The sequence below is a fragment of the Streptomyces sp. RLA012 genome (assembly GCF_056270325.1).
In genome coordinates this window covers 895343-912827 of sequence record NZ_JBWDPA010000002.1, presented here as the reverse complement: position 1 = coordinate 912827, position 17485 = coordinate 895343, and the positions used below count along the sequence as shown (strand labels likewise).

At 71.8% G+C, this 17485-nt stretch carries 6 protein-coding genes; 2 read left to right on the top strand and 4 right to left on the bottom strand.

Annotated features, from left to right (window positions below):
* The first annotated feature begins 53 nt into the window (after positions 1–53).
* On the top strand, positions 54–1058 hold the full coding sequence (locus tag RV986_RS04610; protein WP_475916155.1) for a helix-turn-helix domain-containing protein: 1005 nt from the start codon (positions 54–56) through the stop codon (positions 1056–1058).
* A gap of 88 nt (positions 1059–1146) precedes the next feature.
* On the opposite strand, the gene RV986_RS04605 is transcribed toward RV986_RS04610, so the two are convergent.
* Both RV986_RS04605 and RV986_RS04600 read right to left on the bottom strand, forming a co-directional pair.
* Positions 1147–3129 (bottom strand): N-acetylmuramoyl-L-alanine amidase, encoded by a 1983-nt coding sequence (locus RV986_RS04605; protein WP_475916154.1) that lies wholly within the window; start codon positions 3127–3129, stop codon positions 1147–1149.
* Between the two features lie 581 nt (positions 3130–3710).
* Complete coding sequence (locus RV986_RS04600; protein ID WP_475916153.1) at positions 3711–4886, bottom strand: aminoglycoside phosphotransferase family protein; 1176 nt, start codon at positions 4884–4886, stop codon at positions 3711–3713.
* A gap of 233 nt (positions 4887–5119) precedes the next feature.
* Between RV986_RS04600 and RV986_RS04595 the strand changes: the two genes are divergently transcribed.
* On the top strand, positions 5120–6625 hold the full coding sequence (locus tag RV986_RS04595) for a DNA-binding protein NsdB (protein WP_475916152.1): 1506 nt from the start codon (positions 5120–5122) through the stop codon (positions 6623–6625).
* A gap of 132 nt (positions 6626–6757) precedes the next feature.
* Here RV986_RS04595 and RV986_RS04590 read toward each other — a convergent pair whose 3' ends face one another.
* Together RV986_RS04590 and RV986_RS04585 are read right to left on the bottom strand one after the other, a co-directional pair.
* Positions 6758–8290: a PP2C family protein-serine/threonine phosphatase gene (locus RV986_RS04590; RefSeq protein ID WP_475916151.1), complete on the bottom strand. Its 1533-nt coding sequence runs from the start codon at positions 8288–8290 to the stop codon at positions 6758–6760.
* 359 nt (positions 8291–8649) lie between these two features.
* Complete coding sequence (locus tag RV986_RS04585) at positions 8650–17466, bottom strand: amino acid adenylation domain-containing protein (RefSeq protein ID WP_475916150.1); 8817 nt, start codon at positions 17464–17466, stop codon at positions 8650–8652.
* Positions 17467–17485 lie beyond the last annotated feature (19 nt).

Sequence of the window (17485 nt, the reverse complement as noted above, 5' to 3'; positions counted from 1 at the left end):
CCCATGCAGTACGGTGTTCAACCATTGGACGGGGAGGGATCAAGGAGAACACCGTGACACTGGAGGCAGCCGGGGTCACCGATACCGAGGAGTCCGCCTACCGGATTCTGGTGACGATGAGCAGCGCCTCGGCGCGCGACTTCGCGATCCGGTCGGGTGACACCACCGTGGAAGCCGAACAGACCCTGGAGACGCTCACGGCCAAGGGGCTGGCCAGTCACACCGACGGATCACCGAGGATCTACCGGGCCACACCTCCCGATGTGGCGCTGATGCCCCGGCTCAAACGGAACGCCGACGCCCTCGACCTCGCCCGCGCCACGGCCACCGACCTGCTGGCGAGGTACCGGGACACCATGCGCCGCGGCGACGCCGGCGAACTCATCGAGGTGATCACCGGGGCGGACGCGCTGCGCCAGCACCTCCGCCGCATCCAGGCGGACACCCAGGACGAGATGCTGTGGTTCTGCAAGGCCCAGTACGTGGCCATGCCTTCGGGCAGCAACCAGGCGGAGTTCGACGCCCTGGCCCGCGGGGTCCGCTATCGCGTCCTCTACGAGAAGGCGTTCTTCGACGACGACGGAGCCGTCGACAACGTTATCGAGGGCGTACGGGCAGGTGAAGTCGCCCGTGCGGTACCCCATTTGCCGCTGCGGCTCGCCGTGTCCGATCGCGCCATCGCCATCTTTCCGCTCGTGCCGGGTGGCCCGTACGGCAGCCCCGAGGAACCCACCACGGCCCTGGTGCGCGACAGCAGCCTTCTCGCCGCGCTCATCGCGCTCTTCGAACGCTACTGGGACGACGCCGTCCCGCTGCACGTCGACGACTCCGGAACGGTCAGCGGCACCGACGGGGTGGCCGGGGCCGACTCCCTCTCCACCACGGACCGACGGCTGCTCTCCCTGCTCGTCGCGGGCGTCACGGACAAGGCGATCGCTTCGCAATTGGGCCTGAGCAGGCGTACGGTCCAACGCCATATCCAGCAGTTGATGACGTTCGCCGGCGCGGCCACCCGTATGCAACTGGCCTGGCAGGCCGCTCGCCGGGACTGGGTGTGACACAGACGCGGGCCCGGCCGGAGGGACGACTCGGGGCCGGGTCCACCACCGCGGACCCGGCCCCCACGCCCCGCCCGGGCGCTGTCTCTCAGACCTCCGAGCAGGTCACGTCCGCGGCCCGTACGAACGCCACCCGGTGGCCGAACTGGATCTCGTAGTACAGGTCCGTGCCGATCACGACCTTGTGCGGAGCCGTGTCGAAGGTCGGCGCGTAGAAGTACTCGCCCGGCACCTTTTCGCCGGCCGCGTACTTCTGGCCCGCGAGGATCTTGTACGGCAGCGGTGAGACGGCCTGGACGGGCACGCCCGCCGGGTACGCCGCCGCCTCGGGATAGGCCCTCCCGTACACGGGGATCTCCGTGCGGCCGGCCTTGGGCGTCACGACCGATCCCGACGCGTTCACCGCGGTCGGCCGGCTCTTCGGGTTCTTGAACCAGGCCTTCTGGCCCAGGTACCAGATCGCCGTCCAGTCGCCGTCACGGCCGGCGACCGCGTACCGCTGCCCGGTGGAGACCCGCGAACCCACGTCGTTCACATCGATCGTCGAGTCGCCGCCGCCCGGCCGCAGCCCGATGTCCTTGATGAGCGGCGAGGTCTCGTCCGGCCGGGAGTGGAGCCGCACCTCGCTGGAGCCGTGCGCCGTGCACGGCTCGTCCTTGGTGACGCAGCCCGTGTACGTGGGCTGGTTCCCGTCGAAGGCGGGCAGCACGGTCACCAGGTCGTCGCCCTTCTGCGTGCCCTGGAAGGGATGGCCGAGCAGGGTGAAGTAGTGCTGCCAGTCCCAGTACGGGCCCGGGTCCGTGTGCATGCCGGGGATGGTCGACGTGGTCGGGCCCGGCACATTGTCGTGGCCCAGGATGTGCTGCCGGTCCAGCGGAATGCGGTACTTCTCGGCGAGGTACTTCACCAGCCGCGCCGAGGCCCGGTACATCTCCTCCGTGTACCAGGCGTCCGGCGAGGCGAGGAAGCCCTCGTGCTCCAGACCGATCGACTTGGCGTTGACGTACCAGTTGCCCGCGTGCCAGGCCACGTCCTTCGCCTTCACGTGCTGGGCGATATGACCGTCGGTCGAGCGCAGGGTGTAGTTCCACGACACATAGGTCGGGTCCTGGACCAGCTTCAGAACGCCGTCCCAACTGCCCTCCGTGTCATGGATGACGAGGTACTTGATGCTCTGCGAGGTGGGCCGGTTCCCGAGGTCGTGGTTTCCGTAGTCGCCGTCGCCGAACTCCTGGTACGGGGCCGGGATCCACTCGCAGGCCACGGTCGTCGGGCACTCCGTGCCCTCGGTGGAGACGGTACGCAGCCCCGCGCGCCGGAGTTGCGCGGTGTCGGGACTCAGCCCGGGCTGGGCGGCGAGCGCGACCCGTTGACCGGCGTCCGTGAAGCGTTCCTCGCCCTCGCGGATCACCTCGTACACGTCGTGGGCGTACGTCGCCGCGGTCGAGGTGTCGTCCGCGCCGGAGAAGCGTGCCACCGCGCCGTACCAGTCGGCCGCGTCGTCGCTCAGCGGCTCGCCGAGGTCCTGCTGCGCGGCGGCCAGGAGCGCGGCGCCGCCCGCCAGGTTCGCGGCGGCGTCGGTACGGAGTTGCCCCGCCGGGAGGCCGGTGAGCCGGGCCGCCTTCGTCAACGTCTTGAGCCGGTCGGGTAGTTGGGCGTTCTCCGGCACCTTCGTGTCGGGCAGCAGGGCCGCGCGGGAGCTGTCGCCGCGAGCGTCCTCCGTGCCCTCACTGTGGTGCGGGGCCTCCGCGATCGCGGTGCGCGCGTCGGTGAGGTGCATCGGACCGTAGCCGCCGCTGACGCTCGGCGCGCCGGCGTGCGTGTCCCAGCGGGACTGCAGATAGGAGACGCCGAGCAGGACGCTCAGCGGGACGTGGTACTCGGCGGCCGCAGCGGCGAAGGCCCGCTGGAGCCCCGCGGAGGACGCCTGCGTACCGCTGCCCGCCGGGGCCGCGCCGAGCAGTGGCAGCAGCAGTGCCGCCGAGGCCACGGCGCCCGCGGCTCGGCGCGCGCGTCTGTGCCCGGCGGTGGCATCGGGGGCGGGGTCGGGGGCGGTGAAGGATCCTCGCAATGCAGCCTCCTGGGACGGTCGAGCGCGGTGGGGCGTGCGGGAACCGAACGTGGTCAGTGGTATCGGCTCTCCGACGATCCGTCAATCATGCGCAGGGGCAGGCCATTTCCCATGTCAGCTAGAGGTGCGAGGGTTTTCGTGGCGGCGGTGGGGCGGCCTGCGAGGCGTCAGTGGAGTGGACCGGTGGTGCGAACGGGTGAAGATCGTCACCGGAGGGATTTCCACGGGGGGTGTGCCGGCTGCGCGCCGCTACGGCCGTACAACGGATGCCCGGCGCACGCCATCACCATGGCCACCGCTACCGCCACCGGCGGGACCGGGGCGCAGCCCCGGGCACGGACACCGGCACCGGACCCCGTGTGCCGGGCCGTCGACAGCGGGACTCCACGCCGGGCCCCACGTACCGGGCGGCAGGTGCTCCCCCGTGGCACCTGCCGCCCGCCCGGCCAAGGCCACCGCACGGCGGCGGCCCCGGCCGGCCGGACACCAGTCGTACGGTCGGTGACCGCACGCCGGTGCCCGCACGAGACGAAGGCCCGCGATGCGCCCCTGTTCAGGCGCAGCACGGACCGCCGTCTCCGTCAGCGAGTGCCGACCGCCGCACGGACGGCCCGGCGGGCCATCTGGCAGTCGTCGTGCAGCCGCCTGAGCAGCAGCCGCTGTTCCTCGCCGGACGGCGCAGCACCCGGGTGGGCCGGTCCCGGAGCCGCCGGGGTCGCGTCGTGCATCGAACGCTGCACCGCCGTCTCGTACGTACGGATCTCCCGGGTCAGTACGAGCATCAGGTTCACCAGGAAGGCGTCGCGCGCCGCGGGACCGGCCGACTGTGCGAGCTGACTGATCTGGCGGCGCGCCACCGGAGCGTCACCGAGGACCGCCCACAGGGTCGCCAGGTCGTAGCCCGGCAGATACCAGCCCGCGTGCTCCCAGTCCACCAGCACTGGACCGGCCGGTGAGAGCAGGATGTTCGACAGCAACGCGTCCCCGTGACAGAACTGGCCCATGCCCTGACGGCCCGCCGAGTGGGCGATGCCGTGCAGCAGCTTCTGCAGATCGCCCATGTCCCGGTCCGTGAGCAGACCCAGCTCATGGAAACGGGAGATCCGCTCCGCGTAGTCCAGCGGGGCGTCGAACGTCCCCGCCGGCGGCCGCCACGCGTTCAGCCGACAGATCGCACCCAGTGCCGCCCGGATGTCCGCGCGGGGCGGCGCCTCGGCGGGATGCCGCTGCAGCGCGGCCACCCGCCCCGGCATCCGCTCGATCACGAGGGTGCAGTTGTCCGGGTCCGCAGCGATCAGCCGGGGCACCCGGACCGGCGGCCGATGCCGCACGAAGGTTCGGTATGCCGCTATTTCGTGCCGGATCCGCTCCGCCCAGATCGGCGAGTGGTCCAGTAAACACTTGGCGACCGCCGTGCTGCGCCCCGTCGTGCCGACGAGGAGCACCGAGCGCCCGCTGCGGCGCAGCACCTGGACCGGAGCGAACTCCGGACAGATCCGGTGCACCGACGCGATCGCCGTACGCAACTGCGCGCCCTGGGGGCCGGACAAGTCGAGTCTCCCGCTGAGCGGTTGGGTGCCGAGCCCCGGACGCCGCGACCTGCCGGCGCCGAGCACGGGGGCCGCCGGTCGCGCGGGGGCGAGGTAAGGGCCGCTGCCCGCCATGGGGGTCTCCCCTGCTCGGGCGGAGCCGAGAGCCTGGGGATGGGGGTGCAGCGACCGGGGCGGAGCGGACACGGAGGACGATGCTGTGTACATGGGCGGTACAGATCCCTTCGTGTGCCTGCAAGTTGCCGCGCTACCCGCCCCGGTCGCCCTGGTACACCCTGGGGGAATGTCCCTCGGCAACCGGGTCGGGGTGGCGCTTTCCTACCTGACACCCGGTGCCCGGTGGCAGACCATCTGGCGCACCCTGGCGAACCCTGGCGAATAGTCGCTCAGCAACTGACAGAGGGTTACTGTCAACTCAGCCGAGAACCTGGGGGCTTGACGTGAACGGACAACCCAACACTCGTCTGTCGGACCTGTTCGGCCTGGCCGGCTGGTCCAAGGGCGAACTCGCGAGGATGGTCAACAAGCAGGCGGCGGCCATGGGCCACCCCCAATTGGCGACCGACACCTCACGGGTGCGGCGTTGGATCGACATGGGAGAGATCCCGCGCGATCCGGTTCCGCGGGTGTTGGCGGCTCTCTTCACCGAGCGTCTCGGCCGTGTCGTGACCATCGAGGACCTCGGTCTGGTGCGGCACGGGCGTGTGGGGAAACGGCCGGGCGGCGGGAATGTGGAACATCCCGACGGAGTGCCGTGGGCGCCCGAGCGAACCGCTGCGGTCCTCACCGAATTCACGGGAATGGACCTCATGCTCAACCGACGCGGCTTGGTGGGCGCGGGTGCCGCGCTCGCCGCTGGATCCGCACTCAGCAGTGCCATGCACGATTGGCTGCACACCGATCCGGCCCTGGCGGCCGACGCCCCTGACATCGACAATCCCCTGCACGCCGACCCCGCTGGGTTCGACCGCTACGAGGCCGTCCCCATCGGGTCGCAGGAGATCGAGGAACTGGAACGCTCGGTCGAGGTGTTCCGGGCCTGGGACGCGGCCCGCGGCGGCGGGCTGCAACGCAAGGCTGTCGTGGGACAGCTCAACGAAGTGGGAGGCATGCTCTCCTACCGACACCCCGACCATCTGCAGCGGCGCCTGTGGGGCGTCGCCGCCAATCTCGCCGTCCTCGCGGGCTGGATGTCGCACGACGTCGGCCTGGAGCCCACGGCCCAGAAGTACTTCGTCATCGCCGCGCACGCGGCCCGAGAGGGCGGTGACCGGCCCCGTGCCGGGGAGGCGCTCTCCCGCGCCGCCCGTCAGATGGTGCACCTGGGCCGGCCCGACGACGCCCTGGACCTGATGAAGCTCGCCAAGTCGGGCTCGGGCTCCGAGACGCTGCCGCGCACCCAGGCCATGCTCTACACCATCGAGGCCTGGGCACAGGCGTCGATGGGCAAGGGCCAGGCGATGCGGCGCACCCTGGGCGAGGCGGAGGACCTCTTCGTCTCCGACAAGGGCGATGTGCCCCCGCCGAGCTGGATGCAGATGTTCGACGAGGCGGACATGCACGGCATGCAGGCCCTGGCCTACCGGACGCTCGCGGAGCACGACCCGGCCGCGGCGACCACGGCACAGCGCCATGCCAAGGAGGCGCTGCACCTGCGCGACAACGGCCGGCAGCGGTCGCAGATCTTCGACTGGCTGTCGCTGGCCTCGGCGTGCTTCATCGCGGACGACCCCGAGCAGGCGGACCGCTACGCCCGGCTGGCCCTGGTGTCGATGGGGGCGAACTCCTCCCACCGCACCTGGGACCGGCTGCGTGAGATGTACCGGCTCACCGCCCAGTACTCCGGCTACCCGAAGATCCACGAACTGCGTGAGGAGATCGAACTCGCCCTGCCGAAGGGTGCGTTGCGGCCGAGAAACGGAGGCGGGGGCAGCACCCGGGTGTGAGCGGGCCCTTTGTGGAGTCCTCTAGGGACACCTACCTATGGAGCCCTCCATGGATAACGGATTCAGATCGGGCAACCGGCGCAGATCAGATGGCCGACCCAGATCGGACAACCGATCCAGGTCTCCGTCGGCCTAGCAGCCGATCCTGGCGATGAGCACGCAGGCGTCGTCCTCGCGCTCGGTCTCGCCGAACTCCTCCACAACCGTCCGTACGCAGTCCTGGGCCGTGCGGGCTCCGCCGAAGCGCGGGGCCAGGTCGAGCAGCCGCTGGACGGCTTCCGCTTCTCCCCCACTCTCGGCTTCTCCCCCACTCTCGGCTTCTCCCCCACTCTCGGCTTCGCTCGAGCGGGGGGACCCCCATGAGCGGGGGGACCCCCATCGCCGGGGGACCAGTCCGTCGGTGTGCAGGAGCAGCAGGTCGCCGTCTTCGAGGGTCTCTTCGGCCTGCCCGTAGGCGGCACCCGTGGTCGCCCCGAGCAGCACGCCGTCCGGTGCTGCCAGCATGCGCCCCGTCCCGTCGCGGAACAGCAGCGGGGCGGGGTGTCCTGCCTGCGCCCAGGTGAGGGTGCGGGTCTCGGGCCGGTAGCGGCAACAGACGGCGCTGCCGAGAGCCGGTTGCACCGAGGCGTCGAGCAGCTGGTTCAGCCAGGACATGAGCTGACCGGGCTGGGTGCCCGCCACGGCCATGCCGCGCAGGGCACCGAGCAGCATCGCCATGCCCGAGGCCACGGTGACGCCGTGGCCGGTGAGGTCACCGACACTCAGCAGCGTTTCCCCGCCGGGCAGTTCCATCGCGTCGTACCAGTCACCGCCGATCAGCGCGCCGGTCGACGAGGGCAGATGGCGGGCGGCGAGGTCCAGCGCCTCGGGACCTCGCCGCGGGAGCCGCAGGGATCCGCGCCAGGGCGGCAGTACGGCCTCCTGCAGCTCGACCGCGAGCCGGCGCTCGCTCTGTGCGTGGTGCCGGTGGAGCTGCAGCGAGTCATGGGTCTCGCTCACCGTCCGCTGGCTGCGGCGCAGTTCGCTGACGTCACGCAGCACGGCCCACATCGCGGCGGTGCTGCCGTCGGCGGCGAGCACGGGTTCGCCCATCATGTGCACGGTCCGCACCCCGTCGTCGGGGTGCACTATGCGGAACTCGCCGTCGATGGGCTTGGCGTCGATGAGACAGTCCGTGACCATCGCCGTCAGCATCGGACGGTCCTCGTCGAGCACCAGCGAGGGCAGTTCGTCGAGGGTGAGCGGGGGAGCCGCGGGGTCACGGCCGAGGATCTCGTACAACTCGCCGGACCAACTGGCCTCGTCCGTCAGCAGGTTCCACTCGGCGCTGCCCACTCGGCTGAGCAGCGAGCCGCTCGGGGGCGCGGCCGGCACGGTGTGCCCGGCGGGCGCGATGACAGGTTCGGCGACGGGTGCCACGGGCACGGGCGGCGGTCCGTCCCGCAACTGTGCCAAGTGGGCGTCGAGGTCGCTGAGTTGATGCATCGCCAGGTCGCACAGCGCGCGCTGCCAGCGTCCCTGGGGGTCCGTGCCGTCGACGGGAGCGTCCCGCCGTACGGCGTCCACCTCGCCGCGCAGCCGCCGCGTCTGCGAAATGAGCGCGTCGACCGTGCCGCGCCGGGGCGGCTGGGCCGCGGGGCGGTCCGCGGAGAGATGGGACGGCATGACGCACTCCGATGAGGGGACGGTACGACCAAGACGGGGTGGAAGGACCGTTACGACTGTTGCACAGCCCGCGACGCCCTGTAAGGGATTTGGCAACACACGATCCGGTGGTGCTTCTGGCATATGCCGCAGTCCAGACGGGCGGGCTGACCGGGATGAATTCGGTACGCGGATCACGCGCCCAAGTCGTAGAAAAGGTACGCGACTTGAGGGGCTGTCGGGGTGGCCGGACGCCTTCTTCAATCCTCTGTTCGAGGGTCATATGTACGGGGCATGCCCATGTCGGCCGGTCGGTGTGTGGTGCCGCCGGGCGGCCGCGGTGGTGTCCGAACCGCGGCCGCCCGGCGGCGCACTTCCGGTCACCGGGCGAAGGCGTTCCTCTCGTCCGGTTCATCCGGTTCATTCGGTTCATTCGACTCGTCCGGCCTGTCGGCCGGGGAGTTGGTCAGCGGCCGGCAGGCCGTGCCGGCCCCTGGCGGACCGGGCAGGAACAGATCGGTGAACACGGTGTCCGTGGACTCCCCACCGGGGACGAAGAGCACATCCAGCCGCTCGTCGTGGCCGCCCGACCAGGTGGCAGCCGTCCAGTGGCCCAGGCGGGCGCCGAGTGCGTACAACTCCTCCGGGTCCGGGTGCGGGTGCGCCGGGGTGGCGTCGGCAGGGCCGGGTGCCGTCGCGGACATCGCCCGCACCGGGGGCAGGTCGGCCGACAGACGCCCGTTGGGGATCCCGGACACCCGGAGGCCGACCGGCCCACCGGGTGCCGCCAGCAGGTCGGCGAGCCCGTCGAGGGCGGTGATGTCGGTGCCCCAGTCGAGCGTGGGCACCCCGGCCAGGGACACGGCCTGCGCGGGCGTCTTCGTGAGGAGGACGTCGTAGCGGTACCGGGTGAGCTCGTTGTGCCCGTGGCCGCGCTTGATCCGCAGATCGACCGAGGCGGCTTCGGCGGAACGCGCCGCGAAGCCGGTGAAGAACTCCGGGTCCACGAGCAGTTCGTTCTCCGCTGCCACCGCGCGGTCGACGGCGGCCCGCAGATGCTCCGGGTCCGCCCCCTCCGCGAGGCGCAGCCGCTGCACGGCGCTGCTGAAGCGGCGCTGCAGCCGCAGGTTGCGCACGTCGCCGACGAAGATCCGCCCGCCGGGTGCCAGGAGTCGCAGCACCTTCGACAGGACGCTTTCGAGGTAGTCGGCGCTCGGGAAGTACTGCACCACCGAGTTGATGACCACGGTGTCGAAGTAGCCCACCGGGAGGCCGTCGGTCTCGTGCGCCCGCCTCGCCTCCAGCGCCACCCGGTCGCGCAGTGCCGGGTGCGCCTTGAGCTGGTCCTTCAGGGTGGCCACCGCCACCGGTGACAGGTCCGTACCCAGGTAGCTCTCGCAGTGCGGGGCGATCTGCGCGAGGAACACTCCGCTGCCGACACCGATCTCCAGGACCCTGCGCGGCCGCAGCTCAAGGATGCGGTCGACTGTGGCGGCCCGCCATTCCCGCATCTGGGCCACCGGGATCGGGGCGCCGTCATAGCTGCTGTCCCACCCGGTGAAGTCCTCGCCCATGGCGTCCCACGAACCGGAGTAGGAAGCGTCGTACACGCTCTGCCAGGTGTCGATCCAATCCTGCTCGGAAACTGGCTCGGAAACGTGCTCGGAAGCTTGCTCGGAAACCTTTTCGGACTTCTGCTCGGACTTCTGCTCGGACTTCAGCTCGGCCGGTCCGTCGCGGCCGGGGAGCGGGCCGGCGGAGGTGTCCGTGCCCAGGAACCGCTCGTCCGCCCGGCGCTGCTCGGCGTCCCGGTCCTCGGTCTCGGGATCGGGAACCGCGTCCGGCAGGACGTCTTCCAGCAGGCGCAGCCGCGGATTGAGCCATGCGCGAGCGGTCCAGGCGGTCAGCAACAGCCCGCTGGCGACCACGACCAGCGCCAGACCGCGGCCGGGCCCGGTGCCCAGCACCGCTCCGACCGAGCCCGCCAGCGGTTGCCCGGGGAGCAGCATCCGACGGAACACATGGTCGGCGAGCGGACCGATCACCAGGTGGCTGATCGGGATGGCGACCGTGACCACCGTGATGAAGATGGCGAGGACCCGGCCCTGCAGCTCCAGTCCGACCTTCGTCTGAACGAGTGCGATCCAGTGGCCGTCGATCAGCGACTCCGTGAAGCCCATGCCGAACATGCCGGCGGCCATCAGCCACGGGTTGCCAGTGAGACCGAGAAGCAGGAGTCCGAGGTTGTTGGCCGCCATGAAGAGGATCATTCCGTCGGTACGGCGCCGGGTGCCGCCCCAGATGCTCATGGTGAGCGCGCCGAGCAGGGTACCCAGTCCGCCCGCGCTGAGCACCGCGCCGAGCGTGGCCATGCCGTGCTCGATCACCACCAGCGGGACGATGAGCGCGAATCCCACCGCGTAGAGGAAGTGGTCGACGACGAAGAACCACAGCATCGCGACCAGCCCGGGCCGCTTGGTGACATACCGCCAGCCGCCCGCGATCTGCTCCCGTGCGCTTTCCTCGCGGCGGCGGAACAGCCGGTCGGGGAAGCGGACCAGCAGCAGTGTCACCACGGCCACCAGGAAGGTCGCGGCGTCGATCGCCAGGATCGACGGCAGGGACAGCACGCTCAGCAGTCCGGCTCCGAGCATGGGCGCGAAGAGCGCGCCCGCGCCGGTGCCCAGTTGGGTGATGCCGCCGGCGTGTCCGAGGAAGGGCTTGGGTATGAGCTGCGCCACGGCCGCAAGGTAAGCGGGCCGTTGGAAGGCGGCGGTGAGCGAGGTCAGCCCGCAGAGCAGGTAGACGTACGGCATGCTCAGGCGATCGGCCGTGATCAGACCGATCATCGCCACGGTGGCGAGCCCGGCGGCGAGGTCACTGATGAGCATGACCTTGCGGCGGTCGTAGCGGTCGGCGACGGCACCGGCGATCGGCCCGGCGAGGATGCCGGGGAGCAGTGAGACGGCCATGACCAGAGAGAAGGCGGTGATCCGGCCCGTCTCCTGATAGACCCACAGGCTCATCACCAGCTGGCTGAGGGCGCTGCCGACCGAGGAGACGAACTGGCCCGCGGCGACCGCGGCGAAGCGTCCCAGTCCCGGCCGGGGCTCCTTGCGGCCGGCTGCCCGGCCTCCGGACGAGGGCGCCGGGACCGGGGCCGGGGCCGGGGCCGCTGTCACCCCCTCGTCGGGCGGAGGTGCGGTCCGGTCGGGCCGGACCCCGCGGCCGGCCCAGTCCACCAGCAGTGTCGCCAACTGCCCCGACTGGTGTCTGAGGAAACCGTGGCCGGCCTTGGGGATGACCTCCAGGTCGACCTGGTCGGCGTAGTGCTCCCACTCGTGGTAGCGCTCGGAGTAGAGCTCGGTGACGCGGTCCTTGGAGCCGACGACGCTGAGCACGGGAGCGCGCAGCACCTGGTCGCGAGGGCGGCTGAGGGTACGGGCGTAGAAGTCCTCGGAGCCCCGTTCGTCGTGCCGTACGGCCCGCATCGTGAAGGTCAGCTCGTCGGAGTCGGCGAGGTCGGCCAGGCCGCCGCCCAGGGCGCGTATCTCCTCCAGGATCGCGCGGTCGGAGACGATGCGGTCCACCGGGAAGTGCCGGTAGAGCCAGTCGAAGAACCGTCCGGGGAGCCGCGCCATGGGGAACATCGCGCCGATCGCCACTCCGGCCAGCGGCAGTTCGGCGGTCTCGGCCTGCCGTGCCAGCTCCACCGTGACGGCCGAGCCGTGGCAGTGCCCGTAGAGGTACAGCGGCCCCGGCAGGTCGCGGAGTTCGGCCAGGCATCGCTGGACGAGTTCATGGAAGGGGAGTGCCTCCTCCTCCGGTCTGCTCCAGTCGCGCCCCGGGGGCTGCAGGGCGTAGAGCTCCCAGTCCTTCGGCAGCGCGCCGGCCATCGGCTCGAAGGAGACGGCATGGCCGCCGGAGAAGGGTATGCAGACCAGCGTGCCGGTGACCGGCCCAGTGCGGTCGGGGGTGAGCCGGTGCAGGAGCGGCTGGGTGGCCTGCTCGGCATTCCCCGCCTCCGTGCCTGCGCGGGTCAGGGTGTCGATGTGCTCGGCGAGGCGGGCGACCGTGGGGTTGCGATACAGGTCCAGCAGCGCGACCCGGACACCCAGTCGCTGCTCGACGGCGCGTACCAGCCGCAGGGCGGTGAAGGAGTCACCGCCCAACTCGAAGAACCCGTCGTCCGGCCCCACCCGGGTCTGCCCCAGGACCTCGGCCCACAGTGCTGTGAGCGTCCGCCCGGTCGCCGTGGCGGCCTCGGCCGCCGGGCTGTCCGCGCTCTGCTCCGGTGGCTCGGGCAGTGCCTTGCGGTCGATCTTTCCGTTGGGGCTGAGCGGCATCTCCGCCACGGTCACGATCTGGGCCGGTATCGCGTGGTGCGGAAGCAGCTCCTGCAACCCCCGGCGCAGGTCGGCCGCGGTCGGTGGCGCGGCGGGGTCGGCCGGGACGGCGTAGCCGACGAGCCGGGGCAGCCCGCGACCGCCGTGGCGGACGGCGACCGCGGAGGCGTGCACCCCGGGCTGAGCGGCCAGGGCGGCTTCGACCTCGTCGAGTTCGATCCGGTGGCCGTTGAGCTTCACCTGGTCGTCGAGTCGGCCCAGGAACTCCACCATCCCGTCGGGGCGCATCCGGGCTCCGTCGCCCGTGCGGTACATCCGGGCGCCGGACGTACCGCTGAAGGGGTCGGAACGGAATCGCTCAGCGGTCAGTTCCGGGCGCTCGTGGTAGCCGAGGGCGACCCCGGGGCCGCCGATCCACAGCTCGCCGGGTACGCCGAAGGGTACGGGCCGGCCGTGTACGTCCAGTACATACAGCCGGTTGCCGGGGTAGGGCCGGCCGATCGGCAGCGGCGCCTGCGCGGGCAGCGTACCGACGTCGCCTTCGAAGTAGGCGTTGTCGATCGTGGCCTCGGTGACGCCGTAGGAGTTGACGACCCGTCCGTCGGATCCGACCAGGCCCAGCGCACGCCGGTACTCGTGGACGTACCACTTGTCGGCCCCACCGGCCAGCACGCGCAAGGAGAGCAGCGGACCGCCGCCGCTCTCCGCGTGATCGAGGAGTCCGCGCAGTACGGCCGGCACGAGTTCGGCGACCGCGACCCGCTCCTCGCGCAGCAGGGTGTGCAGGGCGGCGGGGTCGAGGAGGGTCTCATGGGGGCAGGCGACCACGGTTCCGCCGGTGCACAGGGCCCGGAGGGTCTCTCCCGCGAACACGTCGAAGGAGGAGTTGGCCGCCTGCAGGTGCGCCCAGCCCGGCTCCAGGCCGTACGCGGTCCGCCACATGGCGACCGCGTGGCGGAGGTTGCCGTGCGAGACGGTCACCCCCTTGGGCCGCCCGGTGGTGCCGGAGGTGTACAGCACGTACGCCGGATCCTCGGCGCCGACCTCGACAGCGGGCGTTCGGGCCAAGGGCGTTCGTGCCACGGGCCGTTCGGCGTCCGCGGTTGCCTCGCAGTGGACCACCGCCGTGCCCTGGGCCGGTACGAACCCTTTCTGCCCGTCGGTGATCAGGGCCCGGGCGCCGCTGTCGGTGAACATGTACCGCAGCCGCTCCCGCGGGTACTGCGGGTCCAGCGGCACATACGCCGCCCCGGCCTTCCAGACGGCGAGTACGGCCGCGTACACCAGCGGGCCGCGCGGCAGGCAGATGCCCACCCGGTCCCCGGGCAGCACCCCGCGGGCGTGCAGCGCGGCGGCCAGCCGAGCGGCTTCCCGGTCCAGCCTGGCGTAGCTCCACTGCTCACCGCGATGGCGCACCGCGGGCGCGTCCGGCGTACGGCGGGCGTGCTCCTCGAACAGCGCGTGCACCCCGGCGCGCCCGGGGTGGGGACGGCCGTCCGCGCCGGGCTCCTCGGATGCGCCCGGCTCCTCGGACGCGCCGGGGTTCTCGGCGACGCCCGCCTCCAGGACGGCCAGCCGTTGGTCGGGCGTCAGCAGTGAGAGCGTGCTGATCGCCTGGCCCGGCCGGCCGAGTGCCGCTTCCAGCAGCGCGAGCAGATGGTGCAGCAGCCGCCGCGCGGTGGCCTCGTCGAACAGCTCGGTGGCGTATTCGAGGGAGAGCACCGGGCCGGCGACCGGGAGGTCCAGGGTCAGCGTGAGGTCGAGTTTGGTCGTGCCGGGGAAGGTGTCGCCGAGGTGCTCGACCCTCGCCTCGCCGTAGCCGGCCGCGGCGGCCGGGGTGTTGACGACGATCAGCATCACCTGGGTGAGCGGACTGCGGTCGGGCCGGTGCTGTACCGGTAGGGCGCGCAGCAGTTCGTCCAGGGGCTGGTCCTGGTGGCCGAGCGCGTCCACCACCGTCTCGGTCGCGCGCCGCAGCACCGTGTGGAAGTCGGGGTCGCCGGAGAGGTCGGTGCGCAGCGGCAGAATGTTGATGAAGGCGCCGAGGCTGTGCTCGCTGAGCGGGTCGTCGCGGTGCGCCACGGGGGCGAGGACGGTGATGTCGGTGTGGCCGCTCAGCCTGCTCATCAGGATCTGCAGGGCGGCCAGCACATAGGTGTGCAGGGTGGTGCCCGCCTGCCGGGCGGCCTGCTCGATACGGGCGAGCAGCGCGGGGTCGAGGGGGTGCTCGAACTTGGCACCGGTGAAGGAGCGCACCGCCGGGCGGGGGCGGTCGACCGGCAGCTCGACCTCGGTGTCGACACCGTCCAGTCGGGTGGTCCAGTGGGCGAGCAGCGCCGCCCCGGAGCCGCCGAGGGCGCGGTGCTCCTGCTGCCGGAGATGGTCGGCGAATCCTCCGGCCGGGCCGGGTTGCACGCCGCCGAGCAGGGCGGCGAGGTCCTCGGCGAGCACGGATGTGGACCATCCGTCGAAGACCAGGTGGTGCACGGCCACCACAAGCTCCCACTCGGCGGTGTCCAGGCGGATCAGGGTCGCGGCGAGCAGCGGGCCGGTCTCGATGTCCAGCACCGTGCGGCCCCGGGCCAGCGCCAGCTCGGCCCGCCGGGCCTCGCGGTCGTCGGGGGCGAGAGGGGTGAGGTCGTGGGTGTCCGGTTCGACGTCCGGCGCCGCGGCGCCGAACACCATCAGCGGCTTCTCGTCCCGCTGCCGGAAGACCGCGCGCAGGGCCTCGTGCCGCCGGGTGAAGCGGCGCAGGGCCCGCACGATGTCGCCGGGATCCGTGGGGCCGGTGATGCGGTAGCGCAGTCCGAGCGTGTGCATGGGGGTGCCTGGCTGGAGTTGCTCGGCGAGCCAGGCGTCGCGCTGGAAGGCGGTGAGCGGCAGCCCTTGGGCCGCCTCACGAGGCGGTGCCTGGGGGAGCGCGGCGGCAGCGGTACCGGGCGGCGGTGGTGCGGTGCCGTCCATCGGTTCGGCACCGTCCAGCAGTTTGGACAGCCCCTCGGCGGTGGGGTTCGCATAGAGGTCCGCGAGGGTGAGCCGGACTCCGAACTCGCGGGTGATCCTGGTGATGATCCGGATCGCGGTGAGCGAGTGCGCGCCCAGGGCGAAGACGGAGTCGTCGAGCGCGACCGCGTCCAGCCCGAGGACGTCCGCGATCAGGTCGGCCGTCCTGCGCTGGGTGCCGGTGGCGTCCGCCGACGGGGCCGGCCGGGTCCGGTGGTCGGCCTCCGCGGTCACGGGGAGGGCCGCGAGGGCCGCGGCGTCGACCTTGCCGCGGGAGTTGAGGGGGAATGCGTCGACCGGTACGAGCAGCGAGGGCACCGCGAACTCGGGCAGTTCGCCGCCGAGTTGCCGACGCAGTTCGCGCAGGTCCCGGTCCGTGATGTGCCGGGCCGCGCGGCCGTCCGGCAGGAGGTAGCCGACCAGCGCCGCGCGCGCCGCGTCGTACCGTACGACCGCGTCGCGGATCCAGGGCTGACCGATCAGGGCCCGCTCGACCTCGGCGGGCTCCACCCGGAACCCCCGGACCTTGATCTGGCGGTCCATCCGGCCCAGATACACCAGTCGGCCGTCAGGGCGCTCCCTGACCCGGTCACCGGTGTGGTAGTAGCGGGTCCCGTCGGTGCCGGTACTGAAGCGCTGGGCGGTCAGCTCCGGCAGATTGAGGTAGCCGAGGCCGACGGTGGGGCCACCGATCAGCAGCTCGCCCTCGTCCCCGGGCGGCAGGCTCCGCCCGTCCGCGGCGACCACCCGCGCCCGCACCCCGGGCAGCGGACGGCCGATGGTCGGTGCCTCGTCCCGCGCTTCGGGCGCGGCGAGCGGGCCGGCCAGGTCGTCCCAGGTGGCCACCACCGTGGTCTCGGTGGGCCCGTAGACATTGACCAGCCGTACCCGGGGGTCCAGCGGCAGTCCGCGCCAGGCCGCGAGCCGGTCGCGGCGCATCTCCTCGCCGCCGACGCTCACCACGCGGACGGGTTCCGGCAGCCGCAGCCCGTCCTGGGCCATGGCGTCCACCAGTTCGTGCCAGTACGCGGTCGGTACGTGCAGCACGGTGAGACCCAGTTCGCCGCACCGTTCCAGGAACTGCTGCGGCGACGAGATCATCTCCTCGTCGCGGGCGACGACAGTCGCTCCCGCGTAGAGCGGTGGGAATATCTCCTCGATGCAGCCGTCGAAGGAGATCGAGGAGAACAGGAGCACCCGGTCCCCGGTCGCCAGGCCGTAACCGCCGGCGATGGCGGGGCAGAAGTGCTCCAGAGCGCGGCGGGGGATGCCGACGCCCTTGGGCAGGCCGGTGCTGCCGGAGGTGTGGATGACGTAGGCGAGATCCTCCGGCGTCGCCGCCCGCGGTCCGGGGGCGTGTTCGGCGTTCGGTGCGTGTGCGGCGTCCGGCGTGTGTGCGGCCGCTCGGGCGGAGGGCACGGGCGGCAGCAGGCAGCGCAGGCCGACGGCCTCGAACTGCTGATGCCAGCGCGGTGGCGACACGACCACCCCGAGACCGGCCCCGTCGGCGAACGCGCGCAGCCGCTCCGGCGGATCGGCCGGGTCCAGCGGTACGAAGGCCGCTTCGGCCAGGAGCACGCCGAGCATCGCCGCCACTGTCCACGTGCCACGTCGGGCGCACAGTCCGACGGCCGAGCCCGGGCCGAACCCGGACCGCCTGAGCTGCTGTGCGTATGCCGTCGCCTGGGCGTGCAGTTGCGCGTAGGTGAGCGTGGTGTCGGAATCCATGACAGCGATGTCGTCCGGACGGGTGGCCGCGTGCCGGGCGATCGCCGCTGCCAGTGGGGATATGAGCGGCTCGGGGTCACCGGACCGGTCGCCGCGCTCGGTGGGAGGGGGAAGCCGCACAGCGTCTGCTGATGGGTTG

Coding starts and splice junctions, on each gene's coding strand:
- RV986_RS04600 (WP_475916153.1), bottom strand. CDS start 4,886: ATGTACACAGCATCGTCCTCCGTGTCCGCTCCGCCCCGGTCGCTGCAC.
- RV986_RS04590 (WP_475916151.1), bottom strand. CDS start 8,290: ATGCCGTCCCATCTCTCCGCGGACCGCCCCGCGGCCCAGCCGCCCCGG.